Source organism: Nocardiopsis dassonvillei subsp. dassonvillei DSM 43111 (assembly GCF_000092985.1).
Lineage (GTDB): Bacteria > Actinomycetota > Actinomycetes > Streptosporangiales > Streptosporangiaceae > Nocardiopsis > Nocardiopsis dassonvillei.
On sequence record NC_014210.1, the window covers coordinates 4,742,739 to 4,764,576 of the forward strand.

17 protein-coding genes are annotated in these 21,838 nt (G+C 73.6%); 9 read left to right on the forward strand and 8 right to left on the reverse strand.

Going from position 1 to position 21,838, the window contains the following annotated elements; all coding sequences use genetic code 11:
- Positions 1-56: 56 nt before the first annotated feature.
- The 9 genes from NDAS_RS19610 to NDAS_RS19650 all read left to right on the forward strand — a co-directional run bounded on the left by NDAS_RS19610 (position 57) and on the right by NDAS_RS19650 (position 11,551).
- Entirely contained in the window at positions 57-449 is a 393-nt protein-coding gene (locus NDAS_RS19610) for a hypothetical protein (protein ID WP_013154970.1), read from the forward strand.
- 216 nt (positions 450-665) lie between these two features.
- The gene (locus NDAS_RS19615; protein ID WP_013154971.1) at positions 666-3,224 is read left to right on the forward strand and encodes a lipopolysaccharide biosynthesis protein; all 2,559 of its coding nucleotides are present in this window, start codon (positions 666-668) and stop codon (positions 3,222-3,224) included.
- Positions 3,224-4,633 (forward strand): ligase, encoded by a 1,410-nt coding sequence (locus tag NDAS_RS19620; protein WP_013154972.1) that lies wholly within the window; start codon positions 3,224-3,226, stop codon positions 4,631-4,633. The genes NDAS_RS19615 and NDAS_RS19620 overlap by 1 nt, the downstream gene beginning before the upstream one ends.
- Positions 4,630-5,853: a phosphotransferase gene (locus tag NDAS_RS19625; RefSeq protein WP_013154973.1), complete on the forward strand. Its 1,224-nt coding sequence runs from the start codon at positions 4,630-4,632 to the stop codon at positions 5,851-5,853. Before NDAS_RS19620 ends, NDAS_RS19625 begins: the two co-directional genes overlap by 4 nt.
- A 161-nt stretch (positions 5,854-6,014) precedes the next feature.
- The gene (locus tag NDAS_RS19630; protein ID WP_013154974.1) at positions 6,015-6,896 is read left to right on the forward strand and encodes a sulfotransferase domain-containing protein; all 882 of its coding nucleotides are present in this window, start codon (positions 6,015-6,017) and stop codon (positions 6,894-6,896) included.
- Positions 6,866-8,614, forward strand: a complete 1,749-nt coding sequence (locus NDAS_RS19635; RefSeq protein WP_013154975.1) for a lipopolysaccharide biosynthesis protein — start codon at positions 6,866-6,868, stop codon at positions 8,612-8,614. The genes NDAS_RS19630 and NDAS_RS19635 overlap by 31 nt, the downstream gene beginning before the upstream one ends.
- 259 nt (positions 8,615-8,873) lie before the next feature.
- Positions 8,874-9,332 (forward strand): glycosyltransferase family 28 protein, encoded by a 459-nt coding sequence (locus NDAS_RS19640; RefSeq protein ID WP_013154976.1) that lies wholly within the window; start codon positions 8,874-8,876, stop codon positions 9,330-9,332.
- Positions 9,329-10,906: a glycosyltransferase gene (locus NDAS_RS19645; RefSeq protein WP_013154977.1), complete on the forward strand. Its 1,578-nt coding sequence runs from the start codon at positions 9,329-9,331 to the stop codon at positions 10,904-10,906. The genes NDAS_RS19640 and NDAS_RS19645 overlap by 4 nt, the downstream gene beginning before the upstream one ends.
- Positions 10,907-10,966: 60 nt before the next feature.
- Entirely contained in the window at positions 10,967-11,551 is a 585-nt protein-coding gene (locus NDAS_RS19650; RefSeq protein WP_013154978.1) for a GNAT family N-acetyltransferase, read from the forward strand.
- Positions 11,552-11,652: 101 nt separating this feature from the next.
- Here the strand turns inward: NDAS_RS19650 and NDAS_RS19655 are convergent, their stop codons facing one another.
- From NDAS_RS19655 to NDAS_RS19690, 8 genes are all read right to left on the reverse strand, one after another.
- Complete coding sequence (locus NDAS_RS19655) at positions 11,653-12,642, reverse strand: glycoside hydrolase family 26 protein (RefSeq protein ID WP_370013250.1); 990 nt, start codon at positions 12,640-12,642, stop codon at positions 11,653-11,655.
- 238 nt (positions 12,643-12,880) lie between these two features.
- Complete coding sequence (locus NDAS_RS19660) at positions 12,881-13,771, reverse strand: sulfotransferase (RefSeq protein WP_041552876.1); 891 nt, start codon at positions 13,769-13,771, stop codon at positions 12,881-12,883.
- Between the two features lie 241 nt (positions 13,772-14,012).
- Positions 14,013-15,173, reverse strand: coding sequence for a S8 family peptidase (locus tag NDAS_RS19665; protein WP_041552877.1), 1,161 nt, complete (start codon positions 15,171-15,173; stop codon positions 14,013-14,015).
- 536 nt (positions 15,174-15,709) lie between these two features.
- Positions 15,710-16,993: a sulfate adenylyltransferase subunit CysN gene (gene cysN, locus NDAS_RS19670; protein WP_255342149.1), complete on the reverse strand. Its 1,284-nt coding sequence runs from the start codon at positions 16,991-16,993 to the stop codon at positions 15,710-15,712.
- A 181-nt stretch (positions 16,994-17,174) separates the two neighbouring features.
- Positions 17,175-18,104, reverse strand: coding sequence for a sulfate adenylyltransferase subunit CysD (gene cysD / locus NDAS_RS19675; RefSeq protein WP_013154983.1), 930 nt, complete (start codon positions 18,102-18,104; stop codon positions 17,175-17,177).
- 50 nt (positions 18,105-18,154) lie between these two features.
- Positions 18,155-18,946 (reverse strand): 3'(2'),5'-bisphosphate nucleotidase CysQ, encoded by a 792-nt coding sequence (locus tag NDAS_RS19680; protein WP_013154984.1) that lies wholly within the window; start codon positions 18,944-18,946, stop codon positions 18,155-18,157.
- A 3-nt stretch (positions 18,947-18,949) separates the two neighbouring features.
- Positions 18,950-20,518, reverse strand: coding sequence for a sugar transferase (locus tag NDAS_RS19685; protein ID WP_013154985.1), 1,569 nt, complete (start codon positions 20,516-20,518; stop codon positions 18,950-18,952).
- A gap of 308 nt (positions 20,519-20,826) precedes the next feature.
- Positions 20,827-21,813, reverse strand: a complete 987-nt coding sequence (locus NDAS_RS19690) for a DsbA family protein (protein WP_013154986.1) — start codon at positions 21,811-21,813, stop codon at positions 20,827-20,829.
- Between the last annotated feature and the right edge of the window lie 25 nt (positions 21,814-21,838).

The following is a 21,838-nucleotide window of genomic DNA, read 5'->3' on the forward strand; positions in this document are numbered from 1 at the left end:
CCGTGCGGCGGAGGCGACCACGGCGCCCCGAGCGGGGCGCGCATAAGGAGTGAACCTTGACCGACAACAGCCCGGAGCCCCGGACCGAGGGGCAGCCGCCCAGAGCCGAACGCGGCGGCCTGTGGGGCCTGTTCTTCGGGGCGGCCGGTCTGCTGCTGCCGCCCTACGGGGTCGTGCTGTCCGTGTTCGGTGTCGTGCAGGGTTTCCGGGCGAGGCGGGCCGCGCGGGCGAACCGCACCGAGGCGCCGGGCGCGCTGATGAGCGTGGTCGTGGGCGTGCTGGGGATCGTGATGTCGCTGTCGCTGTTCGCGGTGGCCGTGGTGTACCAGGAGCAGATGGCGCAGTACCGGGACTGCTCGGCCCTGGCGCACACGGTCTCCAGCCAGAACGAGTGCGACGAGGCGTGGGAGTCCTCCACCGGCCTTCCGCCAACGGTGGTCATCAGCTAGGCCGGTCGGGGTGCCCGAAGGGGGCGGCGGGAGTGTCCCGCCGCCCCCTTCGCGTGCCCGGGGTCCTTCCCGGGTGGTGACGCGCTCTCCGGCTCCGGTCGCTACCCGAGTCGGGAAACGGCCGCTCGCCCACGCTGCGGAGACCCCCCAAGGGATTACACTTAGTATGCAATCAATCACTAAAAGTGTTGACCACCCTTGCGCGGAGAGGACTCGATGGACACCGACGCTCCCGGCCCGTCCGGACCGGAACTGAGGGAGTACACGGCACTGCTGCGCCGCCGCTGGCGGTTCGTCGGCGCCGGGGTGCTCGGCGGGCTGGCCCTGGCCTCCGCCGCGGTGGTCGCACTCCCCGCCGCCTACACCTCCGTCTCCGCCGTCCAGGTCCAGCCCAGCGGGATGGCCGAGTTCACCGGGGAGCGCTCCGGCCGCCTGGCCGGGGACGTCAACCTCGACACCGAGGCACAGGTCCTGCTGTCGGAGCGCGTGTCGTCCGCCGTGGCCGAGGCCCTGGCGGAGGAGGGCGGTGCCGCGCCCTCCGTGGCGGACCTGCGCGAGCGGGTGGACGTGAGCGTTCCCCCCAACAGCAGCGTCCTGGAGATCAGCTACTCCGCCGGGAGCCCCGAGGCCGCGCGGGCGGGCGCGCAGGCCTACGCCGACGCCTACCTCGAACTGCGCCGCGAGCGGATCGACGGGCTGATCGAGAGCCACCTGGAGGCGCTGCGCGGTGAGCAGGAGGCCCGTTACGAGGCCCTCGCCGAGACCGCCGGGGAGTCCGCCGCCCCCGGCGCGGACGCGCGGGTGGAGGCTCTGCGCGCGGAGATCACCGAGCTGGGCAACGGCATCAGCCCGCTCAGCGCCCTGGCGGAGACGGTCGAGCCCGGCAGTGTCATCACCCCGGCGGGGCTCCCCGAGCGCGCGAGCAGCCCGATACCCGCCCTGTGGCTGGTCGGCGGCGCCGCGCTCGGCCTGCTGACGGGGCTGCTGGCGGCCGTGGTGCGCGACCGCCTCGACCCGAGGCTGCACGACGCCGAGGAGACCGGGCGGATCGGGGCGGTGCCGGTGCTGCTCGACCTGTCCGAGCGGGTCGGGCGCGGCCAGCGCTCCCCCGGGCTGCTGCCGGACGGCGACCGGCGCGGGCAGCGGGTCAACGAGTTCGCGCACCTGGTGCGCGCCCGCCTCGCCGCGGTCCCCGTTCCCGCGGCGGCCGGCGGACCCTCGGAGGTCGCTGGGCCGACCGGGGCGGGTGGGACGGGGGTGTCCGACCGCGCCGGAGCGGGCGCGGGCGGCGCCCGGGGGGAGGGCGAACTGGCCGTGCTCCTCGGGGACGAGGAGGCGGTCCTCGGCCGCGTGCTGCTCGTCACCGCGACCACCCCGGGCCGCGCCGGTGCGGCGACCGCGGTGAACCTGGCCGCCTCCCTGGCCCGCACGGGCTCGGAGACGCTGCTGGTGTGCGCCGACCCCCGCACCGACGCGGTCGGCGAGCTGCTGGGGCTGCCGGAGGGCCCCGGCCTGGCCGAGGCGCTGCTGGAGGGTGAGGACCCCGCCGACCTGGAGGTGCGGCCCGACGCGGTGCCCCGTCTGCGGGTGCTGCGCTACGGGTCGCCGGGTATGGACGCGCCGGTGCAGGGCACCGCCATGCCGGAACTGGTGCGGCTGCTGCGGGCGGGGGCGGAGTACGTGGTGGTGGCGGTGGCGCCGGTGAGCGAGCGGGCCGACGCGCACGCGCTGGCCGGTTCGGCCGACCTGATGCTGCCGGTGGTCGAACTGGACCGCACGCGCCGCGCCGAACTGGGGGAGCTGCTCGTCCTCGCCGACCGGTTCGGGGTTCCCGTTCCGGGCACGGCCGTGCTGCCGCGCCAGCCGCTGGCCGGACCCGCGCCGGTGGCGTCGCCGTCCGCGGCCGAGCCGGTCGCCGGGGAACAGACCACCGGGCCCGACCGCACGCCCGGAAGGGACGGAGCGGCCGGGGCGGACGAGGCGGCCGGGGCCGCGAAGGGCCGCGCCGGTGCGGGGATCACGCTGACCGGCATCGTCAGCGAGCTGCCCGCCACCGCCGGGACCGCGGGGACGCGGGGGCGCGGCGGGGCGGCCCGGCCCCCGGCTCCCAGGGACGCCGAGGGTGTCCCCGGGGTTCCCGGTCCCCGGCGGGCGGAGGCCGCGGAGGAGCCCGAGGCCGCGGAGAGCGGGAGGAGCACGGCCGACGGTGCCGCCGGCACGCCTTCGCGGGCTCGCGACGGGGACGCGGAGTCCGCGGTCCCGGGCGGCGGCGAGCGCGCCGGTGACGAGCGCGCCGGAGGCGACGACACCGCCCAGGAGCGCTCCGGGGTGTCCGAAGCCGAGACGGCCGAGCGGATCGCGGAGGCGGCCGGGGCGGACGACGGCACCGCGCAGGACGCGGCGGCCCCCCGCGACGGCGGGATACCCGCGGGCCTGGAGGTCCCCCGCGTGCTGGGAGGCGACGGCGCCACCCAGATCCCGGTGACGCCCGAGGCCGCCGGGACCGGCCGGACCGAGGAGGACGCCGCGGCCCCGGGTACGGCCTCGGAGGCGGAGATGGCCTTCGGGCTGGCCCGGACCGCCGAGGCGCGGGAGCCCCACGACCCCGAGGCGACCGTCAGCGGCGCCGAGGCCACGGAGGCCCTCGTGGCCTTCGCGGCCGAGGGGGCCGAGGGGGCCGAGGAGTCCCGGCCGACCGGAGCCGCCGGGGACTCCGACTCCCCGGACAGCGCCCCTGACACCGCCCCGGACACGGCCCCGGGGACACGGAACTGATGGCCTGGAGCACGTCCGCGAGCGCCCCCCGGCCGACCGCCGGGGCGGCGGGCCCCGTCGTCGGGGGCCCGCTCCCGGCGGGCGGGACCGACGGTCGGCCGCTGCTCTGGCTGCTGGCCGGGTATCCGCTGTGGTGGGCGCTGGGCCTGGGGCAGTTCGCGTACTGGCTGTTCGCGGTCCCGATGGCCGCCGAACTGGTGCGCCGGCACCGCGCCACGGGGCTGCGGGTCCCCCCGGGGTTCTGGCTGTGGGCGCTGTTCCTGCTGTGGACGGTGCTGGGCCTGTGCCTGGTCCACCTGGAGATGCCCGGCACGGTGCCGGGCAGCGGCGGATACGGCGGCGCCGTGCTCCGGGCGGTCAACTACCTGGTGCTGACGGTCCTGGTGCTCTACGTCGGCAACCTCTCCGAGCGCGAACTGCCCACGCGCGCGGTCGTGGGCGCGCTGGCGGTGCTGTGCCTGACCACGGTCGCGGGCGGCTACCTGGGCATGCTCGCACCCCGGTTCGAGTTCACGGCCCCGATGGAGTACCTGCTCCCCGAGGCCCTCGCCTCCGATGCCTACATGCAGACCCTCATCCACCCGGCGTCCGCGCAGGTCATGGACATCTTCGGGTACGAGTCGGCCCGCCCGAAGGCGCCCTGGGAGTACACCAACGTCTGGGGCTACATGCTCTCCCTGCTGCTGGTGTGGCTGGTGGTGGGCTGGGTGGCGCAGGGTTCGGGGTGGGTGCGCTGGGGCGGGCTGGCCGCCGCCGCGCTGGCCGTGGTCCCCGCCGTGTACTCGCTCAACCGGGCCCTGTGGGCGGGGCTGGCCCTGTCCGCGGCCTTCGCGGCCCTGGTGGCGCTGCGCCGCGGCCGGGTGGTCCTGGTGGGCGCCTGCGCCGTCGCGGGCCTGGCGGTGCTGCTGGCGCTGGCCGCCTCACCGCTCGCCGACGTGGTGCGGACCAGGATCGACAACCCGCACAGCGACGACGGCCGGGCCGCCACCAACGCGGCGTCCGTGGAGGCCGCCCACCTGTCCCCGGTCATGGGGTGGGGCACCACCCGCGAGAGTCTGGGCAGCTCGGAGTCGATCGCGATCGGCCCCACCTCCGAGTGTCCCGGCTGCGGACAGCACGTCATCGGCAATGCGGGACAGCTGTGGATGACGCTGATCGCCGGGGGCTGGGTGGGCACCGGCCTCATGCTCGCCTTCTTCGCGCACGTCGTGTGGCGCTACCGCCGCGCGGCCACGCTGGAGGGGCGGGGCGCGCTGCTGACCGTGCTGCTGCTGTTCTGGTACATGTTCTTCTACGTCGCGCTGATGTCCCCGCTGGCCGTCACCATGGTCGCCGTCGCCCTGCTGTGGCGTGGCGAGGAACCGGTGCTCCGGCGGCGGACCGCGCGCACCCGCGGGGGTCCTTGGTGAACAGCGAGACGACCTACCTGACCGACCTCGCCGCGGTGCTGTGGCCGTGCGGCGGGCTGCTCGGCCCCGGCGACCGCGGTATGCGGCGGCTGGCGCACCGCGACCGGGGCACCCAGTACCTTCCGGTCCCCAACGCGCAGAACCCCCGGGTGATCCTGCCCGCCCACGACCGGTCGGCTGCCACCCGGGGCATCACGTCCTTCGCCCAGGGGCACTCGTTCCGGGAGAGGGCGCGCACGCTGCTGCTGACCGGGGCGTTCGCCACCGGGCTGGCCCCGCTCCTGCTGCGCGACCGGCTGTACGTGGGGGCCGGTCCGGGCATCGAGCACGCGCTCACGACGGCGCTGGACCGCGACCTGGCCGTCGCCATCCACGTGGGCCCGCCCCGGGCCAACCGCAAGCCCGTGCTCCTGCTACTCACCCCCGGCGGACGCACGATCGGTTACGCCAAGGTGGCCGTCAACGACCTGACCTCGCGCCTGGTGCGCGCCGAGACGCGCGCCCTGCGCCAGCTGGCCGAGGCCCGCCTGCCGGACGTGACCGTCCCCCGGCTGCTGCACGAGGGCGAGTGGAACGGCCACCCGCTGCTGGTGCAGGAGGCGCTGCCGGTCGGCGTCCAGACCGACCGGCCCACGCGGCGCCAGCTGCTGAGGTGCGTGACGCAGATCGTCGGGCTGTCCAGGGTGCGGAGCCGGAGGCTGTCCGACAGCCCCTACCGCAGGTCGCTGGAGGAGCGGATCGTGACGCTGGGCACGCGCCCCGAGGTGGCGCCCCTGCGCGCGGCGCTGCGCCGTCTGCCCGACGTGTACGTGCCGTTCGGAGCCTGGCACGGCGACCTGACCAGGTGGAACATCGCCAGCACCGCGCGGCGCGCGTTCGTGTGGGACTGGGAGCGCCTCGCCATGGACGCCCCCGCGGGCTTCGACGCCCTGCACTACGACCTCAACGAGTGCGTGCAGGCCGGGGTCCACCCGGGGGTGCACCGGTGGCTGGAGAGCGGGTCGCGGCTGCTGCGCGACCCGCTGATGTCCGAGACCGGGGTGCGCTCCCACACGGTGTCCACGGTGATGGCGCTGTACCTGATCGACCTGGCCACCCGGTACCTGCACGACCGGCAGGACGAGAGCGGCGGCCACCTGGCGGCCGTGGACGACTGGCTGCTGCCCGCGCTGGAGGGGCTCCAGGAGAGGGCGGCCCACGAGGCCGCCCACCGGACCTGAACGTCCGGCTGGGCCTGAACGTCCGGCCGGGCCTGAGCGGTCCTCTCGGGTCCGGGCGGTTCGTCGAACCAGGCCACCCGATCGATCGACACGACCCGCCGAGCCCCGGCGCCGAGGACGGCGGCCGGGGGTGACCGAAACTGCGACAGAAGGAGCACGTGATGCCCCGGAGCACCGTTCCCGTCCTGTTCCACCGCATGGCCGTCCCGGCCCGGAAGGCGCTCCTGCCCCTCGCCGACGGTCTGGGCACGCTCACCGCGGCGGCCCGCGCGCTGCCCGACTTCCTCATCTGCGGGGCGCAGCGCTCGGGCACGACGTCGCTGTTCAGGACGCTGTGCCTGCACCCGTGCGTCACCGGGCCCACCCTGCGCAAGGGGGTGCACTACTTCGACACCGGCTACCGCGGCGGCCCGGACCGGTACCGGGCGTACTTCCCCCCGCGCGCGGGGCTGCGGGCCCGGCGGGGGCGTCCCCGGGTGAGGGTGGTCGAGTCCAGCCCGTACTACCTGTTCCACCCGCTGGCCGCCGAGCGGATCGCCCGCGACCTGCCGGACGCGCGGGTGGTGGTCATCCTGCGCGACCCGGTGGAGCGGGCCTACTCGGCGCACGCGCACGAGACCGCGCGCGGGTTCGAGACCGAACCGTTCGAGCGGGCGCTGGAACTGGAGCCGGAGCGGCTGGCCGGTGAGGAGGAGCGGATGCTGGCCGACCCCGGGTACCGGTCGTACTCCCACCAGCACCACGGCTACGTGGCGCGCGGCCGCTACGCGGACCAGCTGGAGCGGATGGAGAAGCACCTGGGGCGGGACCGGATGCACGTGGTGGACCACGCCGACCTGTTCGACGGCACGGCGAGGGCGCTGGGTGAGGTGGAGCGGTTCCTGGGGCTGCCGCCCGGGCCGGGCGACGCCCCGGGCAGGCACAACGCGCGCGCCCGGACGAGCATGCCCGAGGGGCTGCGAGCGGAACTGGCGGCGCGGTTCGCCGACAGCGACGCGCGGCTGGCGGACTGGTGGGGGCGCGTCCCCTCGTGGCGCGCGTGACCGCCGCGGCGGAGCGGGAGCGGGCGGGACTGCGCCGCGTGCTGCGCGGCGGGGCGGTCAACATGGCGGGGGCCGTGGTCGGCGCCGCGCTGAACCTCGCCGTGATCGTGACGATCACTCGGGCGTTCTCCCAGGAGACGGCGGGGCTGCTGTTCTCGGCGACGTCAGTGTTCCTGATCGCCGCGGTGGTGGCCAACCTGGGCGCGTCGGACGGGTTGGTGTACTTCATCGCCCGGATGCGCGTGTTCGGCGAACCCGGGGGCGTGCCCCGGCTGCTGCGGACGGCCGCGGCCCCGGCCGTGCTGGCGGCGTGCGCGCTGGCGGTGCTGCTGGTGGTGTGCGCCGGTCCGGTGGCGCGGGGCCTGGGCGGCGGCGAGGCGGAGGTCTACCTGCGGCTGCTGGCGGTGTTCCTGCCGTTCGCGGTGCTGGCGGACACGGCCCTGGCCGCGACGCGGGCCCACCACGACATGGCCGGGACCGTGCTGGTGGACAAGGTGGGCCGCCCGCTGGCCCAGCTGGCCCTGGTGACGGGGGTCGCGCTGTCGGGGGCGGCGGGGCTGTTGGCGCTGGCGTGGGCCGGGCCGTACCTGCCCGCGGCCGTGGTGGCGTGGTTCTGGTTGGGACGTGTCGTGCGCCGGGCCTTTCCCGAGGCCGGTGGGGCCTCCGGGGATGCGGACGGATCCGGGGGTGCGCACGGTTCCAGGGGTGCGGATGCCCTCGGGAAGACGCACGGCTCCGGGGATGCGGATGCCCTCGGGAAAGCGGCGCCCGTGGGGAAGCGGGGGACTTATGGTGCCCCCAGTGCCACTGGGACGGCTGTGGATTCGGAGATCGGCCGCGCCCGTGAGGAGTCCGCGACCACGGAGACGGCCGTGGCTCCGGAGGCCGTGGAGGAGAGCGTGGAGCGGGTGGAGGCGCGGACGTTCTGGGCCTTCTCCCTGCCGCGTGCGGTGGCCGCGGTCGCCCAGATGGGCGTGCAGCGCGGCGGCGTGGTCCTCGTGGCGCTCCTGGGCGGGCTGACCGGCGCGGCGGTGTTCACGGCGGCCACGCGGGTCATGGTGGTCGGCCAGTTCGGCACGCAGGCGGTGCTGTACGCGGCCCAGCCCAGGTTCGCCGAACAGCTGGCGACGGGCGACCACGCCGGGGTCCGGGCCCTCTACCAGGCGGGAACGGCGTGGCTGGTGTGCCTTCTGTGGCCTTTGTACCTGTCGGTTCTGGTGTTCGCCCCCCAGGTGATGCGGCTGTTCGGGCCGGAGTACGCGGCGGGGGCGACGGCGCTGGTCGTGGTGTGTGCGGGCCAACTGACGGCCGCCGCGCTGGGGATGAGCGACCTGGTCCTGACGATGACCGGGCTGACCCGGCTCAACCTGGTCAACAACGTGCTGTCGCTGGCGGCGAACGTGCTGGTGTGCGTGCTGCTCGTACCCGTGGCCGGAGCGACCGGGGCGGCCGTGGCCCTGGTGGCCGCGATGCTGGTGCGCAAGCTGCTCCCGCTGTGGCAGTTGCGGTCCCACGTGGTGCTGCACCCGTTCAGCCGCCCGGTGCTGGCCGCGACCGCCAGCGCGCTGACGTGGTTCGGCGTCCTGCCGCTGCTGCTGGAGGCACTGCTGGGCGGCGGGATCGCGACGCTGGCGATGGCGGTGGCCTCGGGAGCGGTGGGGCACCTGGTGACGGTGTGGTCGCTGCGCGGACTGCTGGGCCTGGACCCGCGCCGGTGAGGCGTGCCGCGGCGGCCGGAGGGGTGTCCGGCGGTGGCTGAAGGTAGTGCAGGCACGCGGCGGCCGAGGACGCCCAGTCGGGGAGCGCGGCCGGAGGCGGTGCGGGCACGCCGAGGCGGGCGGGCCCGGGGGACCCCCCGTTATCCATGAAAGCCCCTGCGCGCGCCCGGCGGAAGACGCCCTCCCCCGCCTGTGGACAACCGGTGCGCCTCGCCGCGACCCTCCCAGCGACTACACAGAGTTATGAAATGATGACCCCATGTCTCCACGACCGGTTCTCCTGGTGGCCTCCAGCGGAGGGCACCTGGCCCAGCTGTGCTCACTGCGTCCGTGGTGGCGGCACCGCGAGCGCGTGTGGGTGACCTTCCGGACCCCCGACGCCGAGTCCGCCCTGACCGGCGAGCGCGTCCGTTGGGCCTTCCACCCCACCACCCGCCACGTGGGCAACCTGCTGCGCAACGCCTGGCTGGCCGTGCGCGTCCTGCGCGAACGGCGCCCGTGCGCCGTAGTCACCACCGGCGCCGGGGTGGCGCTGCCCTTCTTCGCCCTGGCGTGGCTGCTGCGGATACCGACCGTCTACATCGAGGTCTACGACCGCCTCGACACACCGACGCTCACCGCACGGCTGTGCCGTCCGTTCACCCGGCTGTTCCTCGCCCAGTGGGAGGAACAGCGCGCCTTCATGCCGACCGCCATCACGGTAGGACCGCTGCTTTGACCGAACAGACCACGCGTCCCGTCCCGCGCCCCGACGACAGCGGCCACCCCGACGTGGTCGTCAGCCTCGGCACCGACCACCACTCCTTCGACCGGCTGGTCCGCTGGATCGACGACTACGCCCGGCGCCACCGGACCCTGCGCTTCCTGGTCCAGCACGGGCACAGCGCCGCCCCCGAGGTGGCCGCGGGCACCCCGTTCCTGCCCGGCGAGGAGCTCGGCGAGCACATGCGCCGGGCCCGGGTGGTCGTCGCCCACGGTGGACCGGGCACCATCGTCCAGGCCCGCCGCGCCGGACGCCTGCCCATCGTCGTCGCCCGCGACCCCGAACTGGACGAGCACGTCGACGAGCACCAGCTCCTGTTCGTACGGCGTCTGGAGGAGGCGGGCCGGGTGCGTTCCTGCGCCACCCCCCAGCAGCTCTGCGCGCTCCTGGACAGGGCGCTCGCCTCGCCCGCGGACTTCCGGGTGGACCCCGGCGACGGCGAGGGCACCGAGCGGGCCGCGCTGCGCGCCGGGGAGCTCATCGACCTGCTCACGCGGGGCCGGGGCGCGACGGCCGAACCCGTCGCCACGGCCGCCGCCCCCTCAGTCCCCCGGGCCGCCGACCACATCTTCGGCCGCACCGCCGCGCGGACCGCCGCCTCCGGAGCCGACGACACCGGTCCCCTGCCCGGCGTGACCGTGGTGGTGCCCACCCGGGACCGGCCGGAACTGCTGCGCCGCACCCTGCGGGCGATCAACGAGCAGGACTACTCCGGCCGCATCACCACGATCGTCGTCTTCGACAACGACCAGCCCGACCCCTCACTGGCCCGCTCCGACGGCGACCGCCCCGTGCGGGTGGTCACCAACACCCTCACCCCCGGCCTGGCCGGGGCCCGCAACACCGGTGTGCTCGCCGCCGACACCGACCTGGTGGCCTTCTGCGACGACGACGACACGTGGCTGCCCGGGAAGCTCCGGGCACAGGTCGGCGTCATGCTCGACGAGCCCGGCACGGAGATGGTGTGCTGCGGCATCCGGGTGGTCTACGACAGGGTCGAGGCGGTCCGCAGCCTGGACCGCACCAGCGTGACCTTCGGCGACCTGCTGGGGTCGCGCCTGACCGAGCTGCACCCGTCCACGTTCCTCATCCGGCGCCGCGCCATGATCGACGGCTGCGGAACCGTCAGCGAGGAGATCCCCGGCAGCTACGCCGAGGACTACGAACTGCTGCTGCGCCTGGCCCGGCGCGGCCCCATCCGCAACATCCCCGAACCGGGCGTGCGGGTGCTGTGGCACCGCAGGTCGCACTTCTCCGGGCGCTGGCGGACCATCTCCACCGCCCTGCGCTGGCTGCTGGACCGCTACCCCGAGTTCGCTCTGGTGCCGCGCGGCCACGCGCGCGTGGCCGGGCAGATCGCCTTCGCCGAGGCCGCCTCCGGCCGCCGACGCGCGGCGCTGCGCTGGATCGGCACCACCGTCCGCAGCCGCCCGGCCGAGGCCCGCGCCTACCTGGCGCTGGCGGTGGTGCTCGGGGTGCCCGCCGGGTGGGTCACGCGCGCGCTGCATCTGCGCGGCAGGGGCCTGTAACCTCGGTCCGCGCGCCGGCGAGCCCGGCGCGCGGACCGAGAACAGCCGGGAAGGACAGGCATGATTCGTAAAGCCACCCCCGAGGACGTCGAGGGGGCGGCGGACACGCTGGCCGCCGCTTTCGCGGACTACCCCTTCACCCGTCACGTGATCAGCGCCGACGGACACGAGACGCGCCTGCGGGAGTTCCAGCGCGTCTTCCTCGCCGACGTCGGCCTTCCGTACGGACGGGTGTGGGTGAGCGACGACCTCCAAGCGGTCTCCGTCTGGACGGTGCCCGGTTCCGAGGGCGCGCAGGAGGCCGTGGAGGCCCTGCTCCCCGGGCTCGTGGAGCTGGCGGGCGACCGCGCCCCGGCCTACGCGGCGGCCGAGGCCGCCATGGAGCCGTACCGGCCGGAGGAGCCGGTGTGGTTCCTCGGCACCGTCGGCGTCCACCCCGCGTCCCGGGGCCGGGGCCTGGGACGCGCGGTGATCGGCGCGGGCCTGCACGAGGCCGACGCGGCGGGCTTCCCGGCGTTCCTGGAGACGTCGACGGAGGACAACGTGGGCCTGTACACGTCGCTCGGCTTCCGGGTGACCGCCGAGTACGTGCTGCCGGGGGGCGGCCCGCGCACCTGGTCGATGTTCCGGCCCGTGGGCGGCTGAACCGGCGCGCCCGAGCGCGTGCCCCACACGCGCGGACCGCCGCCCCCTGGTGGGAGCGGCGGTCCGCGCGAACCGTCCCGGACGGCCCCGGCCCGGGGCGGTCAACCCCGTTGCTGGGCGTACTCGGCCAGGCGGCGCACCCGCTCGGGCAGGTACACGTACGGGTCCTGTCCGGCGGCCTCGAAGCCGCGCTGGGCGTACTCGTTGGCCCGGATCCGGAAGTCGCAGTCCGGGGACAGCTTGTTGTCCCACACCTTGACCGCGCGCACCCGCTCGTAGCGGCGCAGCACGTCGGGGATCTCGGAGTACCACTCCAGGGTCTCCTGCGAGCCGATGGGCGTGGTGCCCATCTCCCCGATCATCACCGGCTTGTCCGGGTCGATCCCGTGGTCGGGCCCCTCGTTCTGGAACCACTCGTAGGCCGGGCGCATCATGTCCTCGAAGGAGTACACCTCGTCCCAGTGCGGCTGGGAGTCGCAGCCGGTCATGTTGTACGCCTCCCAGCTGACCCAGTCGACGTAGTCGTTGCCGGGCCACAGGCCGGGGAGGCGGTCGAAGTTGCCCTCCCAGCCGGTCACGTTCCACACCCAGATGGCGTTGTCCGCGCCCTCCTCGCGGTACAGGTCCACGATGTGCCGCCAGGCCCGCACGAACTCCTCGGGCGTGCCGCGCCTGTTGTAGCGCGTGTTGGCGTCGGCCTCGTGGTCGAAGGTGACGAAGTAGGGCACGTCCAGTTCCGCGACGGCGCGGGCCTGGGAGCGCAGCGAGTCGTCGAACTCGCCGTCGATGAGGGACTCGTAGGAGACCGCCGGATGCCCGGAGCGCGTGAACCGCCGGGCCTCGATGTTGGTGTGCACGAACCTGCCCTCGGCGATCAGCTCCCGCTCGCGCCTGCCGGGGATGTTGGCCTGGTCGACGCCGCGCCAGGTGTAGACGATGTCCATGCGGCGGTCGACCGCCTCCTCCAGGGGCTCGATCCGGTCCTGGTAGGGGCTGGCCCCCCACCAGACGCCGCACGAGGGCTCCAGGATCTCCGAGACGGTGCACTCCTCGTCGGTGGCGTACCCCCAGCGCCAGGGCGGCTCCGTCACCCCCGCGGGCCGGTCCGAGGGTTGCCGTGGAGAGGACGGGGCCCCGCCCGCCGGGGCGTCCCCCGCTCCGACCAGTGTCAGGACGAGGGTCAGTGCCCCCGTCGTCGCCAGTGCCCGTACCGGTCCCCTGTCCACGTCGAACTCCCCCTAATTCTCCAAATGTGACTTAGAGTGTTCAGATGAACACCATACGTCATGATTGGGGCGAACAACAGTCCTTGAAGTGGCAAAACGGACTTCAGTAGCCGTAACGCCCCCGGGAGGGAGCCGTCACGGCGGCCACCAGGCGCCGCCGCCAGGAGGGCATCGCCTCACGCCACCCGTGGTCGGCGCGGACCCCGACGCGCCCGGCCGTGAAGCGCATCGGGTTGCCGGACACGGCGTGCCCCTCCGACAGCTCGAAGCCGCCCCGAGCCGCGTCCGGAGGGGTGCCCGTGTACCCCGCGAACTCCGCGATCCGGGCGAACTCGCCCCCGGGGTCGGCGACGAAGTCCTCGTAGCGCACGCGCAGGGTCGGGACGCCGCGCCGGGCCAGGGCGTCGAAGCAGGCGTTCTGGGTCATCCACTGCACCGAGGCCCGCCCGGCCGAGTAGCGGGCCATCTCCGGCTCGCTGCTGTCGGGGGAGGCGTCCGGGCGCGCCACGCGCCTGGCCCAGGAGTGGGCCACCGCGCGCGGGTCGCGCACCACGTGCAGCAGGCGCATCCGCGCGCCGTAGCGCCAGCGCAGACAGGCGGCCAGGGAGGCGTGCTTGCTGGCGTCCACGATCACGTGGGCGCCGCTGACCAGGGACACCGCCGAGTACAGGCGGTGGTAGAGCTCGGTGTAGCGGTCGCAGCGCGAGGCGAGCAGGCCCTGGTGGGCGCCGTTGAGCAGCACCGGCAGGAAGCGGGTGCGATCGACGCGGTCCTTGAGCCGCAGCACCTCCCCCGTGTCCAGGCGGTCCCAGCCGCCGAAGGCCTCCTTGCCCACGTCGGACCAGAAGCCGCAGCCGGAGAACGGTCGGCCGCAGCCGCACAGCTCGTCCTCCACCAGTCCGCGCCGCCACAGGTGCACGACCTCGCCGACCGAACAGAACCCGGGCAGTTCGCCGAGGAGCCGCTCGATCAGGGTCGAGCCGGAGCGGCCCATTCCACCGACGAACACCAGTCGATAACCATCGTCCACCCCACCAGGCTATTACTTTCAGTCACCGCACAGGCCCCCAAAGTGACGACTCCGTTCCCGGGCCGGGGGCCGCGACCCGGACACGCGTCGGCCCCGGCCCGGGGGAGCTGCCCCCGGGCCGGGGCCGAACGGTCGGTCGTGCGCTCCTCGCGCGGTGGCCGCGGAGCGGGCTGTGGAAGAGCGGGGTCTCCACAACCCCCCCGGGTCAGAGGCCCTGGACGTTGAGCAGCAGGTTGACCGTGCCCGCGGGAACGCCGCTGAGCTTGTCCACGCCGGCGTTGGAGACGAGCCAGTCCTGGATGGTGGCCTGGTCGTCGTCGCCGTTCACGCTCTTGTACAGGGCGGCGGCCCCGGCCACGTGCGGGCTGGCCATCGAGGTGCCGTCATAGGAGTCGGTTCCGCCGCCGGGGACGGTCGACTCCACGTCCACGCCGGGGGCGTAGATGTCGACGGACGGGCCGTGGTTGGAGAAGACGGCCGCGGCGTCGGTCGCGTCGGAGGCGCCGACCGTGGTCACGCCCTCGGCGCCGCCCGGAGAGGTGTTGCCCGCGTCCTGGCCCTCGTTGCCCGCCGCGACCGCGACGAACACGCCGGACTCGGCCAGGCCGTTGACGGCCTCGTCCAGGGTCGGGGAGGACGGGCCGCCCAGGGACAGGTTGGCCACGGCGTTGGATCCGGCGTTGGCGGCCACCCAGTCGATACCGGCGATGACGTCGTCGTAGGAGCCCGAGCCGTTGTCGTCGAGCACCTTGACGCCGAAGAGGTCGGCGGCGGGGGCGACGCCGTACGTGGCGGAGCCGATGGTGCCCGCGACGTGGGTCCCGTGGCCGTTGCCGTCGGAGCCGTCGCCGCCGTAGGCGTCGAAGGCGGAGGAGGCGCGACCGCCGAAGTCGGGGTGCGAGGCGTCGATGCCGCTGTCGATGATGTAGGCGGAGACGCCGGCCCCGTCGCCAGTGGTGCCGTAGGAGCCGTCCAGGGGGAGGTCCTCCTGGTCGATGCGGTCCTGGCCCCACGTGACGGTGGTGTGCGCGACGCCGACCTCCTCGACGTAGGCGACGCCCGACTGCCCGCGCAGTTCGCGCACCTCCGCCGCGCTCAGGCTGGCCGAGTAGCCGTTGACGACCTCGTCGTAGGTGTGGTTGACCTGGTCGGAGGAGATGCCGAGGGACGAGGGGGTGACGGAGGCGGCGCTGAGCGTGTCCTCCAGGACGACGAAGTAGTCGCCGGTGGCCGAGGCGCCGACGGTGTGGAGGGGGGCGAGCTCGTCGGCGCCGGCCGAGACGGCGCCCGACAGGGCCAGGGGGACGGAGAGGGCGCCGGCCGCGGCGAGGCCGAGCACCGTTCTCCTCGTGGTGTGCCTGTGCACTCGTATTCTCCTTTTGCGGGGGACGGTAATGGGAGGCGCACAGCGGTTAATAACCCAGAGTAGTCAAGCGATTCCAGGTTCGCTGCGCTTTGCCACCATAACCAGACTTCGTCCTTCGCTCCAGGGCCCGAGGGCAACTTTTTTTGCGTCCAAGTACCTCGGATCAGCCTTCGGGGTCCGTGGTCGCGCAGCGAACGAGGGCTTCGGTGCAGTGGCGAGGAGCCCGAAAAACACTCGCCTGTAGTGGTCAAACGTTTTTCGGACAGACCTTTCGGTTCCCCCCGGAGCCCTTACGGAGAAACATGGCGTTGACCGAAGGAAACCATTCCGTAAGAATCTGAGAACCGAAACAGGTTTCTCGGGTAAGACGGACGGGGGCATGGGCGGCGCACCTGGCGGCGCCCTTTCCGGTGCGTCCGGACCGCCGGGCCCGCTCCCCGCAGTGCCTCCCTGCCCGGTGGCGGAACACGGGGAAGGGGGCCGCCCGAGGGCGGCCCCCTTCCACCTTCCGGGCGCCCGGCGCGCCCCGGTCGGGGTCAGTCGGTCTTGACGACCATCCCCGCGGCGACCGTGGTGTTGGTGGACTCGTCGATGAGGATGAACCCGCCCGTCTGGCGGTTCTTGGCGTACTCGTCCACGAACAGGGGCTGGGTGGAGCGCAGCCGCACCCGGCCGATCTCGTTGAGCGACAGGTGGTCGGCCTGCTCGTCGCGGTGCAGCGTGTTGACGTCCAGCCGGTAGCGCAGGTCCTTGACCATGACCTTCGCGGTGCGGGTGGTGTGCTTGAGGATGAGTTTGGAGCGCGGCGTGAGCTTGCGCGCGTCCGTCATCCAGCACACCATCGCCTCCAGGTCCTGGGTGACCGCGGGGGCGTTGTTGGGGCGGCAGATCATGTCGCCCCGGGAGATGTCGATCTCGTCCTCCAGCAGGAGGGTGACCGACATCGGCGAGTAGGCCTCGGTGACGTCGCCGTCGGCGGTGACGATCCTGGCGATCCGCGTGTTCAGCCCGGACGGCAGGTGGGTGACCTCGTCGCCCGGCTTGAGGACGCCGCCCGCGATCTGGCCCGCGTAACCCCGGTAGTCGTGCAGCTCGGGGTCGGCCGACCTGTGCGGCCGGATCACGTACTGCACGGGGAAGCGCGCGTCGATGAGGTTGCGGTCGGAGGCGATGTGCACGTTCTCCAGGTGGTGGAGCAGGGAGGGCCCGGTGTACCAGGGCATGTTCTCCGAGCGGCTCACCACGTTGTCGCCGTTCAGGGCCGAGATCGGCACGAAGGTCAGGTCGCACACGTCCAGCTTGGTGGCGAAGTCGGCGAACTCGGCCCGGATCTCCTCGAAGCGCTCCTGGGAGTAGTCCACCAGGTCCATCTTGTTGACCGCCAGCACCAGGTGGGGCACCTGGAGCAGGGTGGTGAGGAAGGCGTGGCGGCGGCTCTGCTCCTGCAGGCCCTTGCGCGCGTCCACCAGGATGATGGCGAGGTCGGCCGTGGAGGCGCCCGTGACCATGTTCCGGGTGTACTGGATGTGCCCGGGGGTGTCGGCGATGATGAAGGTGCGCTTGGGGGTGGCGAAATAGCGGTACGCCACGTCGATGGTGATGCCCTGTTCGCGCTCGGCGCGCAGGCCGTCGGTGAGCAGCGCCAGGTTGGTCTGCTCCTCGCCGCGCGCGACGCTGGTGCGCTCCACCGCGTCGAGCTGGTCCTCGAAGATGGACTTGGAGTCGAACAGCAGTCGGCCGATCAGGGTGCTCTTGCCGTCGTCGACGGAACCCGCCGTCGCGAACCGCAGGATGTCGTTACTCATGCTTGCCTGGTCCAATGCGGAGTGTGTGGTCTGCGGGGAACGGGTTCCGGCGCGGGTGCCAGTGGGCTGGCCCGAACGTCGCCGGTGTGGTGCGCGGGGTCCTGACCCGCGTGCCGACCGGTGTCGGCGCCCGAACCTCGCCACGAGTACGAGGTCCGGCGGACGGGGCGGGCCGTGGACCCTCCCGGCGGTCGCGCTAGAAGTAGCCCTCGCGCTTGCGGTCCTCCATGGCGGCCTCGCTGGTGCGGTCGTCCGCCCGCGTCTGCCCCCGCTCGGTCACCCTGGTCGCGGCGATCTCGGCGATGATGTCGTCGATCTCCACGGCCGTGGACTTGACCGCCCCGGTGCAGGTGAGGTCGCCGACGGTGCGGTAGCGGACGGTCTCGGTGAACGGGACCTCGGTCTCGTCGCGGTTGATGATGGGCGAGTTCGACAGCAGGATGCCGTCGCGCTCGAAGACCTCGCGCTCGTGGGCGAAGTAGATCGAGGGCAGCTCCAGCCGCTCCCGCTTGATGTAGGCCCACACGTCCAGCTCGGTCCAGTTGGAGATCGGGAAGACCCGGATGTGCTCGCCCCGCTCGATGCGGGTGTTGAACACGCTCCACAGTTCGGGGCGCTGGTTCTTGGGGTCCCACTGGCCGAACTCGTCGCGGAAGGAGAAGACCCGTTCCTTGGCCCGGGCCTTCTCCTCGTCGCGTCGCGCACCGCCGAAGGCGGCGTCGAAGCCGTTCTCCTCGATGGCCTCCAGCAGCGCCGAGGTCTGGAGGCGGTTGCGGCTGGCCCAGCGGCCGGTGGGCTCGGAGACCTTGCCCGCGTCGATCTGCTCCTGCACCGAGGCCACGACCAGGCGGACCCCCGCCTCGGCGACCCGGCGGTCGCGGAACTCGATGACCTCGTCGAAGTTGTGGCCGGTGTCCACGTGCATGACGGGGAAGGGGACGGCGCCGGGCCAGAAGGCCTTCTCGGCCAGGCGCAGCATCACGATGGAGTCCTTGCCGCCGGAGAAGAGCAGCACCGGCCGCTCGAACTCCGCGGCCACCTCGCGCATGATGAAGATGGCTTCGGCCTCCAGGACGTCCAGCTGGGAGAGCTGGTAGCGTCCGGCCTGCTGACTCGCCTGACCCATGAATCCGCCTTAGAAATACCGACAGGGCCGACGGCGGAGGGGTCGTCCTATCAGCCCCCCGCGTGCGGACCCGCGCTGTCCAGGTCCGCGCCGTCGCGGATGCTCGCCAACAACATACCCGACAATTCCGATCGGCATACAAGGACATCCGGCAGCTGCGGGTCCGCCGTGTTGTACCGCAGCGGGGAACCGTCGATCCGGGAGGTGTGCAGACCCGAGGCCCGGGCCACCGCCACCGGGGCGGCGCTGTCCCACTCGTACTGGCCGCCCGCGTGCACGTAGATGTCGGCGATGCCGAGCAGCACCGCGCAGATCTTGGCGCCCGCGGAGCCCATCGGGACCACCTCGGCGCCCAGCTGGGTGGCCATCCGCTGGACGAAGGCCGGGGGCCGGGTCCGGCTGGCGGTGATGCGCAGCCGCTGGTCCGAGGGGCGCTCCTCGGGCAGCCAGGGCGGGTCGACCGTGGACAGGGTGCTGCCCTGGGCGGGCAGCGCCACGGCGCCCGCGACCAGGTCGCCGTTCTCCCACAGCGCCACGTGCACCGCCCAGTCGGTGCGCCCGGCCTCGGCGAACTCGCGCGTGCCGTCCAGGGGATCGATGATCCACACCCGGCGCGCGTTGAGCCGCGCGGGGTCGTCGGCGCCCTCCTCGGAGAGGACGGCGTCGCTGGGCCGCAGCCGTCCCAGCGCGGAGAACAGGAACTCGTGGGAGGTGCGGTCCCCCAGGGTGCGCAGGACGTCGGGCTCGTCGAAGCCGTGCCGGGCGCGCAGGCGCAGCAGCAGCTGCCCCGCCTCGCTGGCCAGGTCGCGGGCCACCTCATGATCGTTTCGGATGTTCTTCACCGGCTAGTATGCTCCCGCCCCACGGATCACCGCTGACCACGTCTTCCACAAGATCTGGACGTCCAGTGTCAGCGACCAGTTTTCCACGTACCGCAGGTCGAGGCGGACCGATTCCTCCCAGGAGAGGTCGGAGCGGCCGCTCACCTGCCACAGACCCGTCATACCCGGCTTGACCACCAACCTGCGGCGGACGTCGTCCCCGTAGCGGGCGACCTCCTCCGGAAGCGGCGGCCTCGGGCCGACGAGCGACATCTCCCCCCGGACCACGTTGACGAGCTGGGGAAGCTCGTCGAGCGAGTACCGGCGCAGCCAGGCCCCCACGGCCGTCACCCTGGGGTCGCGGCGCATCTTGAACAGCACGCCCTCGTGCTCGTTGCGGGGCTGGAGCATCGCCTTCAACGCCTCGGCCCCCACCACCATCGTACGGAACTTGTAGACGGTGAACTCGCGGCCGCCCCTGCCCACCCGCGTCTGGGTGAAGAGGGCGGGCCCGCCGCCCTCGGCCCGGACGAGGACGCACAGCGCGAGGAACAGCGGCGACAGCAGTATCAGGGCCAGGGCGGCGGCGCAGCGGTCGAAGGCGCCCTTGAGGACGCGGCGCGCGCCCACCAGTTCGGGGTGCTCCACGTGCAGCAGGGGCAGCCCCGCGACCGGCCGGATGGAGGTGCGCGGTCCGGCCACGTCCATGAGCGCGGAGGCGACGATGAGGTCGGTGCCGGTCTCCTCCAGCCGCCAGGCCAGGCGGCGCAGCTCGGCCCCGTCCATCTCCGGACAGGCCAGGACCGCGACGGTGTCGGCCCCGGCCAGGGCGGCGGCCTCGGCCGCGCCGGTGAAGGTGCCCAGGACCGGACAGCCCTCCACCTCGTCGGCGCCCGGACCGGAGGCGACCTCCTCCTGGGGCAGGCACACGCCCACCACGCGCATGCCGTGGTAGACCTCGCCGCGGAACCGGCGGACCAGGTCGCGGACGGCCACGCGGTAGCCGACGACCACGACCCCGCTCATGCACTGGCCCGAACCGCGGCGCCGGTGCAGGGCCTTGCGGCGCGCGTACCTCAGACCGAGGGTGAGCAGGAGGATGAGCGGCAGGGTGACCAGCGCGTAGCCGCGGGCGAGGTCGAAGCGCAGGGCGTAGGCGCCGACGGCCACGGCGGCGGCGAGGGCGATCCCGGCCGTGGCGACGCGGCGGTACTCCTCCGTGCCCACGCCCAGGAAGCGGCGGGCGTAGCCGCCGCCCAGGTAGACGAAGAGGATCCACACCGGGGGCAGCAGGAGGGAGAGGGCCAGGTAGGGCAGGGTGGTGAGGGTTCCGAGAGCGGAGGGGAAGCGGACCGCCGCGCCGCTGAGGGTGGCCGTCAGGGCGGCGGCCAGGTCCAGGCCGACCAGGCTCACGACGTAGGGGCGCACCCAGGCGCCGTTGGTCCCACCGCCGGAGGCGACCGCCGCGCGCCGCCCGGTGGCGCCCGCGGCCCCAGGGATTCCTGGGACCCCTGGGGCCCCTGGGGCTCCGGGGCCGACCACGATCCGCGTCGACTGTTCGTGGACGGTCTTCGTCCGGCTGGTTGTGACCACGTACACTCCCCCAAGACCCACGACTCTTGCAGCTCACACGGCATAGCTCCGCGCGCCGTGGGAGAGCACTCTGAGGACGTGAGCGGGGCAGGTGCGCCGGGCGCGGAGACCAACGCCCCGAACATTAACCAAAAGTAGTGGAAAAGTCGCGCAGTGTTGCGGCTTGTTGGGTAAGAGGGCCTGTTCAGCACAAGAATGTGTCTGTGCCGAGATCCGTGCGGTCACGCAGGGGTGACCTGATGGGGACACCGGTGGCCGCGCGGGGACACAGCCGAAACCCGGGCCGCCCGGACGGCACGCGCACCGGGTCAGACGTACTCGGGCGCCATGGCGCCGGCCAGGCGCAGGTGCGGTCCAGCCAGCTCCAGCTCGCCCTGGCGCTGGAGCGTGCGGCCCAGGAGCAGGCGCGCGTACGCGTCGTCCGGGCTCCGTTCCACCATCTCCTCCAGAGTGCGGCGGGCGCGGCCCAGCTGAGCCGAGCGGTAGTAGGCGCGTGCGGCGAGCAGGCACACGTTCCGGTCGGCGGCGTGCTCGCCGAGCATCGGCCGGAGCAGGGCGAGCGCACCGAGGGGGTCTCCCCGGTCCAGCAGGGACTCCGCCTGGCGGAAGCGCTCGACCTCCTCGGGGAGTCGGCGCGGGGTGCGCCCTGCGGCCGCGACCAGGAAGTCGCGGACGGCGTCGGGATGCCGGGCGCCCTCCAGGGCGCTGCCGTTGACCACCAGGGTCGGGGAGGTGCGCACGCCCGCGGCCCTGCCCCGCAGGAGGAGTTCGCGGACCTCCTCCTCCCCGGCACCCGCGGCCAGGAGGCGTCCGCCGTCGGGGAACCCGGCCTCGCGGGCGACGCGGTCCAGCGTCCCGGCGGAACCGATGTCCCCGGCCTCGGTGAAGTGGGCGCGCAGGACGCCCTCGGCGACGGCGCCCTGGAGTCCGGGACCGCCGGTCTCCAGGGCCAGGGCCAGGAGGCGGTGGGAGTCGTGGCTGCTGACCCTCCACACCGCGCCCCACCGGGGACCGAGCCCCTCGGCCGCGGCGGCCTCGGCCACCCGGACGCGGTTCTGGTCCGGGGTGAGGCCGGGCGCGCAGGCCCGCAGGGCGGTGTCCACGCGGGGGTCGCGCAGCAGGGGACCCAGGGGCTCGGCCTCGGCCGGGGCGGCGGGGTCGATCCGGTAGGGACGCCAGACCACCTCGGCCTTTTCGCGGAGTGCGCCGTCGAGCCCGGCGAGCGCCCGCTCCAGGCGCCGCTTGCCGATATACGTCCAGGGGCAGACCGTGTCGGCCCAGATCTCGATCCTCATGGGGACAACATAAACGACGCTCGTT

What these genes read in the sequence shown, in the direction of transcription:
- NDAS_RS19660 (WP_041552876.1), bottom strand. Translation starts at nt 13,771, where the DNA reads ATGGGCCGCTCCGGCTCGACCCTGATCGAGCGGCTCCTCGGCGAACTG.
- NDAS_RS19620 (WP_013154972.1), top strand. Translation starts at nt 3,224, where the DNA reads ATGGCCTGGAGCACGTCCGCGAGCGCCCCCCGGCCGACCGCCGGGGCG.
- cysD (WP_013154983.1), bottom strand. Translation starts at nt 18,104, where the DNA reads ATGGGTCAGGCGAGTCAGCAGGCCGGACGCTACCAGCTCTCCCAGCTG.
- NDAS_RS19640 (WP_013154976.1), top strand. Translation starts at nt 8,874, where the DNA reads ATGTCTCCACGACCGGTTCTCCTGGTGGCCTCCAGCGGAGGGCACCTG.
- NDAS_RS19690 (WP_013154986.1), bottom strand. Translation starts at nt 21,813, where the DNA reads ATGAGGATCGAGATCTGGGCCGACACGGTCTGCCCCTGGACGTATATC.
- NDAS_RS19630 (WP_013154974.1), top strand. Translation starts at nt 6,015, where the DNA reads ATGCCCCGGAGCACCGTTCCCGTCCTGTTCCACCGCATGGCCGTCCCG.
- NDAS_RS19650 (WP_013154978.1), top strand. Translation starts at nt 10,967, where the DNA reads ATGATTCGTAAAGCCACCCCCGAGGACGTCGAGGGGGCGGCGGACACG.
- NDAS_RS19615 (WP_013154971.1), top strand. Translation starts at nt 666, where the DNA reads ATGGACACCGACGCTCCCGGCCCGTCCGGACCGGAACTGAGGGAGTAC.